Annotated in this window: 13 protein-coding genes; 6 read left to right on the top strand and 7 right to left on the bottom strand. The window is 64.3% G+C overall.

Translation table 11 applies throughout. The features are described 5' to 3' along the window. Positions 1-175: 175 nt before the first annotated feature. Positions 176-742: a DOMON-like domain-containing protein gene (locus OXR00_RS04465; protein WP_267386844.1), complete on the top strand. Its 567-nt coding sequence runs from the start codon at positions 176-178 to the stop codon at positions 740-742. On the opposite strand, the gene OXR00_RS04460 is transcribed toward OXR00_RS04465, so the two are convergent. Beyond that, entirely contained in the window at positions 739-1,185 is a 447-nt protein-coding gene (locus tag OXR00_RS04460) for a DUF4126 family protein (RefSeq protein WP_267386843.1), read from the bottom strand. The two genes, OXR00_RS04465 and OXR00_RS04460, sit on opposite strands and share 4 nt — an antisense overlap. Before the next feature lie 217 nt (positions 1,186-1,402). On the opposite strand from OXR00_RS04460, the gene OXR00_RS04455 reads away from it, so the two are divergent. Then, the gene (locus tag OXR00_RS04455) at positions 1,403-2,605 is read left to right on the top strand and encodes a DUF1343 domain-containing protein (protein ID WP_267386842.1); all 1,203 of its coding nucleotides are present in this window, start codon (positions 1,403-1,405) and stop codon (positions 2,603-2,605) included. Between the two features lie 397 nt (positions 2,606-3,002). Here OXR00_RS04455 and OXR00_RS04450 read toward each other — a convergent pair whose 3' ends face one another. Continuing rightward, complete coding sequence (locus OXR00_RS04450) at positions 3,003-3,560, bottom strand: CHAP domain-containing protein (RefSeq protein WP_267386841.1); 558 nt, start codon at positions 3,558-3,560, stop codon at positions 3,003-3,005. Positions 3,561-3,665: 105 nt separating this feature from the next. Between OXR00_RS04450 and OXR00_RS04445 the strand changes: the two genes are divergently transcribed. Continuing rightward, entirely contained in the window at positions 3,666-3,929 is a 264-nt protein-coding gene (locus tag OXR00_RS04445; RefSeq protein ID WP_267386840.1) for a hypothetical protein, read from the top strand. A gap of 174 nt (positions 3,930-4,103) precedes the next feature. Here OXR00_RS04445 and OXR00_RS04440 read toward each other — a convergent pair whose 3' ends face one another. The 5 genes from OXR00_RS04440 to OXR00_RS04420 form a co-directional block, all read right to left on the bottom strand. Continuing rightward, on the bottom strand, positions 4,104-4,760 hold the full coding sequence (locus OXR00_RS04440; protein WP_267386839.1) for a hypothetical protein: 657 nt from the start codon (positions 4,758-4,760) through the stop codon (positions 4,104-4,106). 106 nt (positions 4,761-4,866) lie between these two features. Next, positions 4,867-5,739 carry a hypothetical protein gene (locus tag OXR00_RS04435; RefSeq protein ID WP_267386838.1) on the bottom strand — a complete coding sequence of 291 codons (873 nt, stop codon included), beginning with the start codon at positions 5,737-5,739 and terminating at the stop codon, positions 4,867-4,869. 144 nt (positions 5,740-5,883) lie between these two features. Continuing rightward, positions 5,884-7,914 carry an RNA polymerase sigma factor RpoD gene (rpoD, locus tag OXR00_RS04430; RefSeq protein WP_267386837.1) on the bottom strand — a complete coding sequence of 677 codons (2,031 nt, stop codon included), beginning with the start codon at positions 7,912-7,914 and terminating at the stop codon, positions 5,884-5,886. Then, positions 7,914-9,806, bottom strand: a complete 1,893-nt coding sequence (dnaG, locus tag OXR00_RS04425) for a DNA primase (RefSeq protein ID WP_267386836.1) — start codon at positions 9,804-9,806, stop codon at positions 7,914-7,916. Before dnaG ends, rpoD begins: the two co-directional genes overlap by 1 nt. Positions 9,807-9,855: 49 nt before the next feature. Next, the gene (locus OXR00_RS04420; protein ID WP_242146627.1) at positions 9,856-10,308 is read right to left on the bottom strand and encodes a GatB/YqeY domain-containing protein; all 453 of its coding nucleotides are present in this window, start codon (positions 10,306-10,308) and stop codon (positions 9,856-9,858) included. A 166-nt stretch (positions 10,309-10,474) separates the two neighbouring features. Here OXR00_RS04420 and carA point away from each other — a divergent pair, with 166 nt between their 5' ends. The 3 genes from carA to carB are packed head-to-tail and all read left to right on the top strand — an operon-like array spanning position 10,475 to position 15,317. After that, a complete protein-coding gene (gene carA / locus OXR00_RS04415) occupies positions 10,475-11,641 on the top strand; it encodes a glutamine-hydrolyzing carbamoyl-phosphate synthase small subunit (protein WP_267386835.1) in 1,167 nt (388 codons plus the stop codon). Then, positions 11,638-11,997 (top strand): ribonuclease E inhibitor RraB, encoded by a 360-nt coding sequence (locus OXR00_RS04410; RefSeq protein WP_267386833.1) that lies wholly within the window; start codon positions 11,638-11,640, stop codon positions 11,995-11,997. Before carA ends, OXR00_RS04410 begins: the two co-directional genes overlap by 4 nt. Next, positions 11,997-15,317 carry a carbamoyl-phosphate synthase large subunit gene (gene carB / locus OXR00_RS04405; protein ID WP_267386832.1) on the top strand — a complete coding sequence of 1,107 codons (3,321 nt, stop codon included), beginning with the start codon at positions 11,997-11,999 and terminating at the stop codon, positions 15,315-15,317. Before OXR00_RS04410 ends, carB begins: the two co-directional genes overlap by 1 nt. The last annotated feature ends 6 nt before the right edge of the window (positions 15,318-15,323 follow it).

The following is a 15,323-nucleotide window of genomic DNA, read 5'->3' as shown; positions in this document are numbered from 1 at the left end:
CTGCGGCTGATGCCGTTAGCAAATGCTATGCCTTCAACCTGCTCGTCTGATACGAGGAACTTAGTGATCTCGCTCTGGCACGCGAGCAGGAGTTTCAGATGAAGCGTTGGCAGCAGGTCGCGAAAAAGCGGGAGCATCAGGACTGGGCCGAGCCGTGCCTCGAAGTCGCACAGCCATGAGCGATGCCGTAGCCAGACCGCGCCCTGCGGCAGCAAAGGGGGAGTGGGCATTGGTGCCACACCCCGACACGCCGGCCAGCGCGGTCGAGTACGTCCACGCGTCCGTCAGGCAGAGCGAATATGGCCTGGATCTCGCCTACGTCATCGGGTGCCCGACCGATCGACTCGTCGTGCCGGCAGCCGTCATGCCCGCCCGCGCGGATGGGCTGTGGCGCAGCACCTGCCTCGAACTGTTCGTGCAGACCGGCGCGCCGGGTTATCTCGAATTCAACTTCTCGCCGTCCAGCGCGTGGGCAGCATATCGTTTCACCGATTACCGCACCGGCATGGCGGAGATGCCGCTCGATGTAGCACCGCGCATCATGGTGAGCGCCGACGGCGATGCGCTGATCGTGATCGCGCGTATTGCTCCGCCACTGTCGGTCGCGAGCGTGGCCGGCCTCAGCGCGGTGATCGAGGAGGCCGATGGCACCAAATCCTACTGGGCGCTCGCGCATGGCGACGGGCCACCGGATTTCCACAACGCCGAGGGGTTCGTCGCCGCGCTGCCAGCGCCCGCCTAGCGCGTTGCCGCTGCCACCGCGAGCGGAACGATCACCGCATCCTCGATGAAGCCGGTGATCGCCTGTCCGCCGCCGCCCTGCATCGCGCGCATCCGCAGCCGCCAGCTCACATAAGCGGCGGCCGCCGCGGTGCCACCGGCTAGTGCCGCGCCGAGCCAGCGCTTGTCGCGGGGCGCTACCGCCGCCCCCGCCAGCGCGGCGTTGACGGTGCGAACCACCACGGCTGGGGTGATGACCCGATCCGGCGCACTCGCCTGCTTGTCGCCGGCGAGTTCGTACGCCGCGAGCGCCATCGTGCTGGCGGAGATCAACGGGCTGGCCAGGAATTCGGGAGCGGCGCTGTCCTTCGGCAGCTTGCCGGTGCGCGCGGCGTTCGCCACAGCCGCAACGGGCGTCATCGCGCGCGATCCGGCGACCAGACCCATCAGGACAGAGCGTAGCATCGTGTTTCCTTCCTTGTTGCGGGCTGAACCCGCCAAACGGGTTTTCGCTCCGTTGGTGTGGTGCGGAGTTGCTGTGGCCTGCGGGCATTTCGGTTGGCGCATGCCTGACAATGCTTGACCCATCATCCTTGCCCGGCGAAGGCTGCCCCATGGTCGCGGGCGGCGTGCAATGGGATTTCGGCCGTCACCGGGAGGCACGGACGGGAGTGATATTGCAGTGAACTTCGGAATAGATCGCCTCCTCGCCGATCCAGTCCTGCGCAAGCCGCTGGAGGGCAAACGCGTCGCGCTGCTCGCGCACCCCGCTTCGGTGACGGCGGATCTGACGCATTCGCTCGATGCGCTGGTCGCTTGCGGGCTGAACATCTCGGCGGTGTTCGGGCCGCAACATGGCGTGCGCGGCGACCTTCAGGATAACATGATGGAGTCTCCGGACTTCACCGATCCCACATACGGCATGCCGGTGTTCAGCCTGTATGGCGAGGTGCGCAGGCCAAGTGCGGAATCGATGCAGACCTTCGATGTCATGCTGGTCGATCTTCAGGACCTTGGCACGCGGATCTACACCTTCATTACCACGCTGCGCTACGTGTTGGAGGCTGCGGCCGAACACGGCAAGACGGTCTGGGTACTCGATCGGCCCAATCCCGCCGGCCGCCCGATCGAGGGACTGACGCTGCGCGACGGTTGGGAGAGCTTCGTCGGTGCGGGCGCGATGCCGATGCGGCATGGCCTGACGATGGGGGAACTGGGTGGCTGGTTCATAAAGACGCTGGGTCTCGACGTCGACTATCGCGTGATTGCGATGGATGGCTGGACGCCGGACGCCGCGCCGGGCTTCGGCTGGCCCGTGGACCGGGTGTGGATCAACCCCAGCCCGAACGCACCTAACCTCAACATGGCGCGCGCATACCCCGGCACGGTGATGCTGGAGGGGACGACGCTGTCCGAAGGGCGCGGCACGACGCGGCCACTCGAACTGTTCGGAGCGCCGGATCTCGATGCCAAGGCGGTGATCGCCGGGATGCACCAAATCGCCCCGGAGTGGATCGCCGGCTGCGCGCTGCGCGACATCTGGTTTCAGCCGACCTTCCACAAGCACGTCGGTGAATTGTGTAACGGCGTGCACATCCATGCCGAGGGGCGGTTCTACGATCACGCCGCTTTCAGGCCGTGGCGATTGCAGGCGCTTGCGTTCAAGGCGATTCGCGCCATCGCGCCCGACTATCCGCTTTGGCGCGACTTCCCCTACGAATATGCGTTCGGGAAACTGCCGATCGACGTCATCAACGGCGGTCCTGCGCTGCGAGCGTGGGTGGACGACTCGGGCGCTCTACCCGGCGATCTCGACGCGCTCACCACGCCGGATGAGGCCGCCTGGGCGCTGGAAAGCGCAGCCTTCCACCTTTATTCAGGTTAATTGCGCCACTTGCCGCGCCGCAGCGCCATTTTGTCACAAAAGCTTATGATCTTGGTCATAACGCGCGCAGTAGCGTGAGCATCTTGGAACACTTGGTGGCAAGGGCGGATCAGCACCTATGGAGTCGAATGTTCATTATTATGCACGGCGTGCCATGCAAGAGAATGTCGCGGCACGTACTGCCGTAACTGAGGAAGCCCGCAAACGCCGCCTTGAACTGGCGCAGATGTTCGAGGCGAAGCTCGTCGCGATTCGCGGCTAATCACGGTATGGATAAGCTTTGAGCGAGGTGCACGGTAGCGTGGGCGCAGCGTCCCCGCACCGTTTTGCATCCAGCACTGATGTTTGCGGCGGGGCGAGGGCCGGCAGTTCGCGCCGCCACTAAAGCGACCGGATCCTAGCGATATACGTCCAGCAACGCCCCGACATAGTCCGGGTCGCGGCCGGTCAGTTCAGGCGCAACATGAGCGCGTCGCGCCCCATCGACCGCGCTGCCATAGATGAAGCCCGAAACCGGATAGGTGGTGCTGCCGAGTCCGTCCATGTCGCGGTACCATACCTTCACCTCTCGCCACGTATTGTCGGCGGAAACGTCGGTCAGCGTCACGTCCTGTTCGGCGTGGCCGCGTTTGCCATTCTGGCGCGACCAGTTGGCGTGGGTCACCATTACCACACGCGGATCGACGATCCGGCTGATGACCGCGACGTGCCCCATCGGCAGTCGCGACGTTTTTGAGAACACGATGACCGAACCGACCCGAGGGACGTCGCCGCGTTGATAGTGTCCGGCGGCTTTGGACCACCACGTCCAGGCATCGCCGTAGATCTGGATGCCCGAGGCCGCGCGCGCGAACGGCACGCACTCCCCGACATAATCGAGAAGAGAACCCGCACAAAGCGGGGACGCCGCCAAAAGCGCGGCCGAGCAAGCCAACAGGCGAAATACACATCGCATACAGGCACCTTACAAGGCACCCCCCAACCGCCGGGTAAGCGAAGCTGGTTTAAAAGCAGGTTACCAAACCGCAGCAAACTCTAACCGTCCGTTGCTTGGCGCTTGTTGACTGTCGTTCCGATCGACAAGAGCGCCGAGTACATTGGTCAGGTTCATGATCGTCGCTACCGGCGCAAGCCACTCTGGAAGGTCGTACGGTCCGACCAGGACAAGGATCACATGCGCATGGATGTGCTGAAGGTCGACATGTCGCATTGCCAGCAGAAGCCGTCGAACAAGCGAACAATCAGCGGCCAGCTTGACCCGTCATTGCGCCTTCAAATGGATGATCCGTCCGCACCCGAGCGCCGGACACAAGGCTGCCTGTGACACTAGCTGCGCCGAACCATGATCCGGCCGCCCCCGGCAGGTCGGCGTTGCGATTGCCTCGTCCGGCACCTGATACGGTGCTGCGTCGCATCGGTGTAGTCTACCGGCGCTCGTAAACGCCGGATGTGCGACCGGATCTCGCAGGCAGAGCAACTGGAGGCGAAATCGCGCCGGTCAGGCGTGATCGCGCGCGCTCGCCCGCGCTTCAAGCAGGCTCCACAGACCGCGATGTTGGGCAAACACCTGCTCTGCGCCAAATGCGATCGCGCGCTGTGTCGCAGGCGTATCGCCAAGCGTCACGGCGAGCGCGGCGATGCCGTCCATGTCGGGCAACTCGCGGGGGGGTACCGTAACACCGAAGCGCTCTGCTGCGGCGTCGAGCACGCCGCGAATAGCGCGCCAGTCGAGGATCAGCGCGAGCGCCGCGCCGATCGCGCAGCCCTTGCGGCTGGAGCGGGCGAGCATGTCGAAGGCGTGGCGCTGATTGGCGAACGCCGCGTCGGCCTCGGCCTGACCTGGCGTGGAGGGCAGCGGCCCGGCGGCCGCCGTCAGGTGCGCGAGATACGTGCGCTCGGCGGTGAAAGCCTGCGTAACGGCGGCGAACCACTCGGCGGCAGTGTCATCCTCAGGCAGCGCAACCTGATCGAACAGATAGCGGCCGTGGATCGTGCAGATCGCGTGAATCGCGTCCGCCAGATCTCGTTTGGCGGCGGCAGGCGTGATGAGCGTCGCGACCAGCGGGTGCGCGGCGCTGCCATCTGCCGCTGCCAGGGCGGCGAGTACTTGCCACACGCCCTCGGCGCGGTTCGTTGATGCGGCTTGTAACGCCATTGAAGTCTGCCCCTGTCCGGACCGTAAAGGCCGCCTGCCGCACGGTTTGCCCGTCGGGTTTATACGAAGCACGTAAAGACGTGGTTTAAAGCGGTTTAAGCCTGTCTCAACCTACTCGTGTAATCAGAACGGCGGCTATGCCGGAAACGCTGGCGCCGGTTCGGCGCGCGGCAAAACCAATTCGCACGGCCGCAGGCACCGCCAGATTGGCGAGCAGCAAGGCATTGATCTGCAACGCTTGTCCGGTGCGGATCACACGATCGATGGCGTCGCGAATTGCATTTTGGGACGACCCGTCGAACAGGCTGGCGAACGGCACCGCTGCGAGTGCGTCGGTGCGAAGGTTGCACCATGCGGCCAGAGAGGATGATCCGCTTTCGAGCCGCCCGCGCAAATCGATCCGGACTGGAGCTATTGCGTCACTGGCCGTAATCGCTTCATCCAGTGCCGCGCGTTCGGCCATTTCGGCATCGCCAGCAGCATCGCGCGCGACGAGCATCACACCGCCGGGCCAGGCATCGATCAACAAGGTCATGCTCTCGATCGGCGGCGCACGTGACGGCAGATCGAGCGAGACGGCGACGCCTGTGCGGGAGACACGATCAATTCCGGCGGCGAGTTGCGTCTGAACGTCTTCCGGTACGATCCGCACCAGCGCACGGCCGATCTCCGCGAGATCACCGAAATCGCGACGCGCGGTATCGCTGGCGGCGATGATCTGTTGGCGGTCGTTGGCGATGAGCACCCGATCCTCGACGCGTTCCAGCACGGCCGCGAGATCGGGACCGCAGCCTTGGCCGGAGAAATGCGGCGCGCACAGCGCATCCATGATTTCAACCGAGGTGAGCACCAGTCGGGGGCGACCACGGTGAAGGATATAGACCGGCGTTCGCGCGGCGCGGTCCTGCCAATAGCCGAAGTGGCGGACGAGATCGGAAGACGTAACGATTTGACGGGGAGGTGGAACCGGATCGAGCATAGCGACGGCTTACGGGATCTGCCGTGGTTTACGATGACTCCGCGCCGGAACGGAGCAAGTCACGGCAATTTCATGATTTGCCGTCAGGATACGCGAAGGCCGCGCCAATTGCCCGGCGCGGCCTTCCACTGTTCGTCAGCTTGATTACTGGTCGAGGAACGAGCGCATCTTGCGGCTGCGGCTCGGATGTTTGAGCTTGCGCAGTGCCTTTGCCTCGATCTGGCGGATACGCTCGCGCGTCACCGAGAACTGCTGGCCGACTTCCTCCAGCGTGTGATCGGTGTTCATGCCGATGCCGAAGCGCATGCGCAGCACGCGTTCCTCACGCGGGGTGAGCGAGGCTAGCACGCGGGTGACGGTTTCCTTGAGGTTGGCCTGGATCGCGGCATCGACCGGGATGATCGCGTTCTTGTCCTCGATGAAGTCACCCAGGTGCGAATCCTCCTCGTCGCCGATCGGCGTTTCGAGGGAGATCGGCTCCTTGGCGATCTTCATCACCTTGCGGACCTTTTCGAGCGGCATCGACAGACGCTCGGCCATTTCCTCGGGCGTAGGCTCGCGGCCCTGCTCGTGGAGGAACTGGCGGCTGGTGCGCACCAGCTTGTTGATCGTCTCAATCATGTGCACCGGGATGCGGATCGTCCGCGCCTGATCCGCGATCGAGCGGGTGATCGCCTGACGGATCCACCACGTCGCATAGGTGCTGAACTTGTAGCCTCGGCGATACTCGAACTTGTCGACCGCCTTCATCAGGCCGATGTTGCCCTCTTGGATCAGATCCAGGAACTGAAGCCCACGGTTGGTGTACTTCTTGGCGATCGAAATCACGAGCCGCAGGTTCGCCTCGACCATCTCCTTCTTGGCGATGCGCGCCTCGCGCTCACCCTTCTGGACCATGTTGACGATACGGCGGAACTCGCCAAGCGCCATGCCGGTCTGTTGCGAGATTTCCGAAATCTCGTTGCGGATACGGTCGGCGGCGTCGCTTTCGTTGGCGACGAAGGCGGCCCACTTCTTGTCGACCTTGGCCGCGCTCGACGGGAACGCCTCGTCGAGTTCGTGACCGATGTAGCGATCCAGAAAGTCCTTGCGGCTGACCTTGTGACGCTCGGCCAGACGCAGCATCTGGCCGCCCAGCGCGGTGAGGCGGCGGTTGAAGGCGTAGAGCTGATCGACGAGATATTCGATCTTGGCGTTGTGGAACTGGACGCTCTCGACCTCGGCGGTGAGTTCCTCACGCAGCTTCTGGTACTTGCGCTCATCCGCCGCCGACAGTTCGCCGCCTGCGCTCATCTGGTCGAGACGCTGCTGCTGCATCTTCGAAAATTTCTTGTAGATCGCCGTGATGTTGGCGAACCGCTCGAGCGCGATCGGCTTGAGCTGCTCCTCCATCTGCGCAAGGCTGAGGGTATTGTCCTCCTCCTCGTCGTCCGACGGGCGCGGGGTGCGCCGCTCGGTCATTGAATCCTCGTCCTCGTCGGCGGAAGCCTCCTCGGGCTCTTCCTCTTCCTTGAACGAAGGGCCGGCGGTCTTCTCGCTGATCTCGCCGTCGGCCTCTTCGCCGTCCTCGGTCAGGCTCTCGGGCGCGGGATCCTTGGAGAGCATCGCGTCGAGATCGAGGATTTCGCGAAGCTGCATCGTGCCTTCGTTGAGCGCGGTCGACCAGTCGATGATCGCGTTGAAGGTGATCGGGCTTTCGCACAGCCCCAGGATCATCGTGTCGCGACCCGCCTCGATCCGCTTGGCGATGGCGATCTCGCCCTCGCGGCTAAGCAGCTCGACTGCACCCATCTCGCGCAGGTACATGCGGACGGGGTCGTCGGTGCGGTCGACGACCTCCTTCTTCTTGACGTCGATGTTGGGCGCGCTTTCCTCGGCGGTATCCGCCGGTTCGGCCTCGTCCTCGGGCTGATCCTCGGTTTCGCCGTCTTCGCCCTGCTCGTCGTTCTCGACGATGTTGATGCCCATCTCGTTCAGCGCGGACATCACATCCTCAAGCTGATCGGAAGACATCTGATCCTGCGGCAGCGCTTCGTTGAGCTGCTCGTAGGTGATGTAGCCGCGCTTCTTCGCACGGGCGACAAGCTTCTTGATCGAAGCATCGTTGAGGTCGATCAACGGCGCGTCGCCACCCTCGTTGGTGTCGGAAACGTCCGCCATGTCGGTCTTAGCCATCAATTGCCCTCGGCTCTAATCATTCTGGCGTCTTCCTTCGCTTGCAAAAGATTTGCAAGGCGAGCGTTGAGCGCCTGCTGTTCTCTAATCAATGCGACCTGACGTGCAAATGCTTCGTCGGATCGGCTGACTTCATCGTGGTTCACGGCGGCCAAAGCCTTGTCGATTTCCGGCCGCGTCACCAAAATCGCGATCGCTTCATCCAAATCCTCCCGCGCTGCCACCGGATCTGCATCACGCTGGTTGAACGAGTAATTGAATCCGGAAGGCGCCAGAAGATCGGATGCGATCGTGTCGAAACCGGATTTAGCCAATATGGTGACGAGACGGTCGCTATCAAGCGTCTGATCCTCGATCGCGAGGTCGACCACCGCCTCGAACAGCCTACCAAGCGTACCATCGACCAGCCTGAGCGAGCCCAACACCTCCATGTGCCGCGCGATTTCGGCCGGGTGACGGATCAGTCCGGCGAGCACCGCCTTGGCAAGAATCGGATCGATCCCGGCGGCGCGCACTCCTTTGGTCTGTTCGACCACCGGGCCGATCGGCGGCTTCCACGGCTGCCCGCCGCGACGACCGCCGCCGCTACGACTGCCGGCAGGACCGGGCGCGCGCGGCACGAACGGCGTACGTTGCGGGCGGAACATTTCATCGAAGCGGCGACGAAAATCGGCGAGATATTCGTGCTTTACGTCGCTATCCGCGATGCTGTTGGCCAGTTCGGTGAAGCGCGCCTTGAGGCCCGCCTTCTGTTCGGGCGTGGCGGTCGGCTCGGCGGCGACCTCGTGCGCCCACAGCCGATCGACCAGCGGCTGCGTATCGCGCAGCAGCGCCTCAAATGCGCCAGGCCCCTTGGCCCGCACGAGATCGTCCGGGTCCTGACCCTGCGGCAGCGTGACGAAGGCGAGGCTGCGGCCGGGGGTGAGCATCGGCAAGGCACGGTGCGCGGCGCGGATCGCCGCCTTCTGCCCGGCGCCGTCGCCATCGAAGCACAGGATCGGCACGTCGTGCATCCGCCACAGCCGTTCGAGCTGCGCCTCGGTCAGCGCGGTGCCGAGCGGGGCGACCGCCTCGCCGAACCCCGCCTGCGCCAGCGCGATCACGTCCATATAGCCTTCGACCACCAGCACGCGGTTGGCCTTCCGCGCAGCCGGGGCGGCCTTGTCGAGGTTGTAGAGCGTGCGGCCCTTGTCGAACAACGGCGTCTCGGGCGAGTTGAGGTACTTGGGCTCACCATCACCGATGATGCGGCCGCCGAACGCGATCGCGCGGCCGCGCTGGTCGCGGATCGGGATCATCAGCCGCCCGCGGAAGCGGTCGTACGGATCCTTGTTCTCGACCGAGATCAGCAAGCCGGCCTCGACCAGCAGGGAGTCGCCATAATCCTTCAGCGCGGTCTTCAGCTTGCCCCGCGAATCCGGCGCGAACCCGAGGCCGAAATCCCGCGCCGTCTCCGCGCGGATGCCGCGCTTTTCCAGCACGGCGCGCGCGTCCGCCCCGCCGAGGCCATGAAGCTGCTCGGTGAACCATGCCGATGCATCCGCGCAAGCTTCATGGAGCCCCTTGGCGACCTCGGCACGCTCGGCGGAGCGGGCGTCCATCGCAGGCAACTCCATGCCCGCCGCCTGTGCGAGTTCTTTCACCGCATCCATGAAAGGTAGCCCGCGCTGTTCGGTCAGCCAGCGGATCGCGTCGCCGTGCGCGGAACAGCCGAAGCAGTGATAGAAGCCCTTGTCGTCGTTGACGTAGAAGCTCGGGCTCTTCTCGTTATGGAACGGGCAGCATGCGCGATATTCGCGACCGGCCTTTTGCAGCTTGGTCGTGCGCCCGATCAGCGTCGACAGCGTCGTGCGGGAACGCAGTTCGTCCAGAAAGGCGGGGGATAAACTCACGCTCTATGATACCACGCAATATCCCACACGCCGCCCGATTTGCAACCATTTACGAAAGCGCCGCCTTCACCAGCCCGCTCGCCTTGCTCATGTCGAGCGTCTGGGCGTGGCGCGCTTTCAGTTCGGCCATCACGCGGCCCATGTCCTTCATTCCGCTCGCGCCGAGTTCGGTCTTGATCGCCTCGATCGCCGCAGTCGTCTCGGCTTCGCTCATCTGCTGCGGCAGGAAGCGTTCGATCACCGCGATTTCGGCCGCCTCGGCATCGGCGAGTTCCTGACGGCCACCTTTTTCGAACATCTCGATCGATTCGCGGCGCTGCTTGACCATCTTCTGGAGCACTTCGACCACCAGCGTATCGTCATCGTCGGGCGCCTTGCCGGTGCGCGCCTCGATGTCGCGGTTCTTGATCGCCGATTGCACGAGGCGCAGCGTGGCGGTGTCGGCCTTTTCGCCCGCCTTCATGGCGGTGACGAGCGCGGCCTTGATGTCGTCGCGAATCATATGCGTATCCTTGTCGTCGAGCGCGGGGCGGGATGGTCGCCCGCGCATCCAAACCCGTCGCTTAGCCGAACCGCCGCGCCGATAACAGATTGACGCTACCCCCCGCTGGTTCTAGCTGCCGCGCCTTAGCGACATCGCCAACCCAAACGAGGAGTGCCCGCCGATCATGGCCGACGCCAAACCCATTTCCGCGCCCGAAGGCGCCACCGGCGTATTGGTTCTGGCATCCGGTGACGTGCTGTGGGGCCGTGGTTTCGGTATCGAGGGGGCGGCGGTCGGCGAGGTCTGTTTCCACACCGCGATGACCGGGTATCAGGAGATCATGACCGATCCCTCCTTCGCGGGTCAGATCATCACCTTCACCTTCCCGCACATCGGCAACGTCGGCGCCAACCCCGACGACATCGAGGCGGACGAGCCGCACGCGCTCGGCATGATCGTGCGCGAGGACGTGACCGAACCCTCCAATTTCCGCAGCGTCGAGCGGCTGGATGACTGGATGCGCCGCCACAACCGCATCGGTCTTGCGGGCATCGACACGCGCGCGCTGACCAAGCGTATCCGTGCCGGCGGCGCGCCCAACGGCGTGATCGCGCACGACGCAGACGGCGTGTTCGACATTCCCGCGCTGCTCGCGCAGGCGCAGGGCTGGCCAGGGCTGGAGGGCATGGACCTCGCCATCGAGGTGACGCGCGAAACGCATGGCGGCTGGGAAGGCGGGCTGTGGCGGCTCGGCTTCGGCTATGACGGGGGTGTCGGCGAGGACGCACGTCCGCATGTCGTCGCGATCGATTACGGCTCGAAGCATAACATCTTTCGCAACCTCGTCGCCGCCGGTGCGAAGGTTTCTGTAGTGCCTGCCACTGCCACTGCCGCAGAGGTGATGGCGCTCGCCCCCGATGGCATCTTCCTGTCGAATGGCCCCGGCGATCCCGCCGCGACCGGCGCTTACGCGGTGCCGGTGATCCGCGACCTGCTGGAAACCGGCAAGCCGCTGTTCGGGATCTGTCTCGGCCACCAGTTGCTCGCGCTCGCGGTGGGGGCTGAGACTAGCAAGATGTTCCAGGGCCATCGCGGCGCCAACCATCCGGTGCAGCGGCTGAGCGACGGCGTGGTCGAAATCACCTCGATGAACCACGGTTTCTCGGTGCTGAGTGAGACATTGCCGGCCAACGCCAAGGCGACCCACGTCTCGCTGTTCGACGGATCGAACGCCGGGCTGGAACTGACCGACCGCCCGGCCTTCTCGGTACAATACCACCCCGAGGCATCGCCGGGCCCGCAAGACAGCCTGTATCTGTTCGAAAAGTTCGTGGGGAGTTTGACGGCATGACCCTTCCAGACGTCGATCCCGCCCGCGTCGAGGCGGAATGGGCCGCTGACAAGGAGGTGCTCGCCAGCCTCGCCGAGAATGGTGACGTTGCCGGGATCGTCCGCCTCGTCGATGTGAGCTTTCGTGGCGAGGAGGCCGCGCTCGAACGGCTGGAGGACGATGCCGAAAGCCTCGGCTTCAGCTTCATCGAACGCGAGGAGACCGAGGACGGCGAACTCGCCACCTTCCTGGGCAGCGAGCAGACCGCCGAGGCCGGCGCGATCCGCGCGCTGACGGTGAAATGCCTGCAGATCGAACTCGCCTACGACGTTGAATATGACGGCTGGGGTTGCACCGCCGAGACCGGAAAAGACTGATGCCAAAACGCACCGACATCTCCTCCATCCTCGTCATCGGCGCGGGGCCGATCGTCATCGGCCAGGCCTGCGAGTTCGATTATTCGGGCGTGCAGGCGATCAAGGCGCTGCGCGAGGAAGGCTATCGCATCGTCCTGGTCAATTCGAACCCGGCGACGATCATGACCGATCCCGAGTTGGCGGATGCGACCTATGTCGAGCCGATCACGCCCGCGATCGTCGCCAAGATCATCGAGAAGGAGCGGCCCGACGCGGTGCTGCCGACGATGGGTGGGCAGACCGCGCTCAACACCGCGCTGGCACTGTATAACGACGGCACGCTGGCAAAGTTCGGCGTGCAGATGATCGGCGCCGATGCCGCCGCGATCGACAAGGCGGAGGACCGGCTCAAGTTTCGCGATGCGATGGACAAGATCGGGCTGGAATCCGCGCGCTCGGCGATCGCGCATACCGTCGAGGAGGCACTGGTCGCGCTGGAGCGGACCGGGCTGCCGTCGATCATCCGGCCGAGCTTCACGCTTGGCGGTACCGGCGGCGGTGTGGCGTACAATCGCGAGGAATTCATCGCGATCGTGCGCTCGGGGCTGGATGCCTCGCCGACCAACGAGGTGCTGATCGAGGAGTCGCTGCTCGGTTGGAAGGAATATGAGATGGAGGTCGTGCGCGACCGCCACGACAATTGCATCATCATCTGCGCGATCGAGAATATCGATCCGATGGGGGTGCATACCGGCGATTCGATCACGGTCGCGCCAGCGCTGACGCTGACCGACAAGGAATACCAGATCATGCGAAATGCATCGATTGCGGTGCTCCGCGAAATCGGTGTGGAAACAGGCGGTTCCAACGTTCAGTTCGCAGTCAATCCGAAGGATGGCCGACTGATCGTGATCGAGATGAACCCACGCGTCTCGCGATCCTCGGCGCTGGCGTCGAAGGCGACCGGCTTCCCGATCGCCAAGGTCGCCGCCAAGCTTGCGGTCGGCTACACGCTTGACGAGATCACCAACGATATCACCGGCGCGACCCCGGCGAGCTTCGAGCCGACGATTGATTACGTCGTTACCAAGATCCCGCGCTTTGCCTTCGAGAAGTTCAAGGGCGCCGAGGAGGTGCTTGGCACCGCGATGAAGTCGGTCGGCGAGGTGATGGCAATCGGCCGCAACATCCACGAATCGATGCAGAAGGCGTTGCGCGGGCTGGAGACCGGGCTGTCCGGCTTCAACATGGTCGAGCGGCTGTCGGGGGCGCCGCGGGTCGAGATCGAGGCGGCGCTGGCCAAGGCGACGCCTGACCGGCTGCTGGTGGCGGCGCAGGCGCTGCGCGAGGGCTTCACCGTCGCCGAGGTGCATGCGATCGCCAAATACGATCCGTGGTTCCTGGAGCGGATCGCCGAGATCGTCCGCGCCGAGGAAGAGGTTTGCCACAACGGGTTGCCGCGCGATGCGGGCGGCATGCGCAAGCTGAAGGCGATGGGCTTTTCCGACAAGCGGCTCGCGTATCTCGCGCTGAAGTCGGCCAATCTGCGCGGCAATGCCAGCGGCATCGCGCGTGGCCGTGGGCTGATCCACGAGGCGGTCAAGGCGATGACCGGCGGCGTGACCGAGGCGGAGGTGCGTGCGGCGCGCCACAAGCTCGGCGTACGGCCGGTGTTCAAGCGCATCGACACCTGCGCCGCCGAGTTCGATGCCAGGACGCCGTATATGTATTCGACCTACGAGGCGCCGACCTTTGGCGAGCCGGAATGCGAGAGCATGCCGACCTCCGCCAAGAAGGTCGTGATCCTCGGCGGCGGCCCGAACCGGATCGGGCAGGGCATTGAATTCGATTATTGCTGCTGCCACGCGTGCTTCGCGCTGGCGGATGCGGGCTATGAGACGATCATGGTCAACTGCAACCCGGAGACGGTCTCGACCGATTACGACACGTCCGACCGGCTGTATTTCGAGCCGCTGACGGCGGAGGATGTGCTGGAAATCCTGCATGTCGAAATGTCGAACGGCACGCTGCACGGCGTGATCGTCCAGTTCGGCGGGCAGACGCCGCTCAACCTCGCGCAGGCGCTCCAGGATGCGGGCATCCCGATCCTTGGCACTTCGCCGGACGCGATCGACCTTGCCGAAGATCGTGAACGGTTTGCGGCGATGATTAACAAGCTCGGCCTGCGCCAACCGCTCAACGGCATCGCGCGCAGCCGCGACGAGGCGGTCGCGGTGGCGGAGCGGATCGGCTATCCGGTGCTGATGCGGCCGAGCTACGTGCTGGGCGGGCGGGCGATGGAGATTGTCGACTCGCTGGTGCAGCTCGACGATTACATTCAGACGGCGGTGCAGGTGTCGGGCTCGTCGCCGGTGCTGATCGACCAGTATCTCCGCGATGCAATCGAGGTCGATGTCGATGCGATCAGCGACGGCACCGATGTCGTGGTGGCGGGTGTATTGCAGCATATCGAGGAGGCCGGCGTCCATTCGGGCGACAGCGCCTGCTCGATCCCACCCTACAGCCTCTCGCCTGAGATCATCGCCGAAATAGAGCGCCAGACGCGCGAGCTTGCCAAGGCGCTGTCCGTAATTGGGCTGATGAACATTCAGTTCGCGATCAAGGACGGCCTCGTCTATCTGATCGAGGTCAATCCGCGCGCCAGCCGCACCGTTCCCTTCGTCGCCAAGGCGATCGGCGCGCCGATCGCGAAGCTCGCGGCGCGAGTGATGGCAGGTGAAAAACTGGCAGATCTGCCGGCGATTGACCGGAACATCAGTTATTATGCGGTCAAGGAAGCGGTATTCCCGTTCGCGCGATTCCCCGGAGTCGACCCTGTGCTGTCGCCGGAGATGAAGTCGACCGGCGAAGTGATGGGAATTGACCCCGATTTTGCGATCGCGTTCGCCAAGGCGCAGCTCGGCGCGGGCACCGTGCTACCCAAGTCGGGCACGTTGTTCGTCAGTGTGAAGGATAGCGACAAGGTCGTCATCCTGCCGGCGATGCGGCAGTTGGCGAGCCACGGTTTCACTGTCGTCGCCACCGGCGGCACCGCCGATTTCCTCGAGCGCAACGGGGTCGCGGTGGAGCGCGTCAACAAGGTAGCGCAGGGGCGGCCGCATATCGTCGATCGTATCAAGGACGGCGGGATGGACCTGATCTTCAACACCACTGAGGGCTGGCAGAGCCTGAAGGACTCGCAGCCGATTCGCGCTGCGGCGCTGACGCAGCGGATTCCGTACTTCACCACCGCTTCGGCCAGCGTCGAGGCGGCGAACGCGATCGTGGCGCTTGCGACACGAAACCTTGAAGTGCGGCCACTCCAATCCTATTATTCCTGATCGCAC

The organism is Sphingomonas sp. GC_Shp_3 (assembly GCF_026540945.1).
GTDB lineage: Bacteria > Pseudomonadota > Alphaproteobacteria > Sphingomonadales > Sphingomonadaceae > Sphingomonas.
The sequence above is the reverse complement of the archived record's forward strand: the minus strand, read 5'-3'. Positions and strand labels throughout refer to the sequence as shown.

What these genes read in the sequence shown, in the direction of transcription:
- OXR00_RS04465 (WP_267386844.1), top strand. Translation starts at nt 176, where the DNA reads ATGAGCGATGCCGTAGCCAGACCGCGCCCTGCGGCAGCAAAGGGGGAG.
- OXR00_RS04460 (WP_267386843.1), bottom strand. Translation starts at nt 1,185, where the DNA reads ATGCTACGCTCTGTCCTGATGGGTCTGGTCGCCGGATCGCGCGCGATG.
- OXR00_RS04450 (WP_267386841.1), bottom strand. Translation starts at nt 3,560, where the DNA reads ATGCGATGTGTATTTCGCCTGTTGGCTTGCTCGGCCGCGCTTTTGGCG.
- OXR00_RS04440 (WP_267386839.1), bottom strand. Translation starts at nt 4,760, where the DNA reads ATGGCGTTACAAGCCGCATCAACGAACCGCGCCGAGGGCGTGTGGCAA.
- OXR00_RS04435 (WP_267386838.1), bottom strand. Translation starts at nt 5,739, where the DNA reads ATGCTCGATCCGGTTCCACCTCCCCGTCAAATCGTTACGTCTTCCGAT.
- rpoD (WP_267386837.1), bottom strand. Translation starts at nt 7,914, where the DNA reads ATGGCTAAGACCGACATGGCGGACGTTTCCGACACCAACGAGGGTGGC.
- OXR00_RS04420 (WP_242146627.1), bottom strand. Translation starts at nt 10,308, where the DNA reads ATGATTCGCGACGACATCAAGGCCGCGCTCGTCACCGCCATGAAGGCG.
- carA (WP_267386835.1), top strand. Translation starts at nt 10,475, where the DNA reads ATGGCCGACGCCAAACCCATTTCCGCGCCCGAAGGCGCCACCGGCGTA.
- OXR00_RS04410 (WP_267386833.1), top strand. Translation starts at nt 11,638, where the DNA reads ATGACCCTTCCAGACGTCGATCCCGCCCGCGTCGAGGCGGAATGGGCC.
- carB (WP_267386832.1), top strand. Translation starts at nt 11,997, where the DNA reads ATGCCAAAACGCACCGACATCTCCTCCATCCTCGTCATCGGCGCGGGG.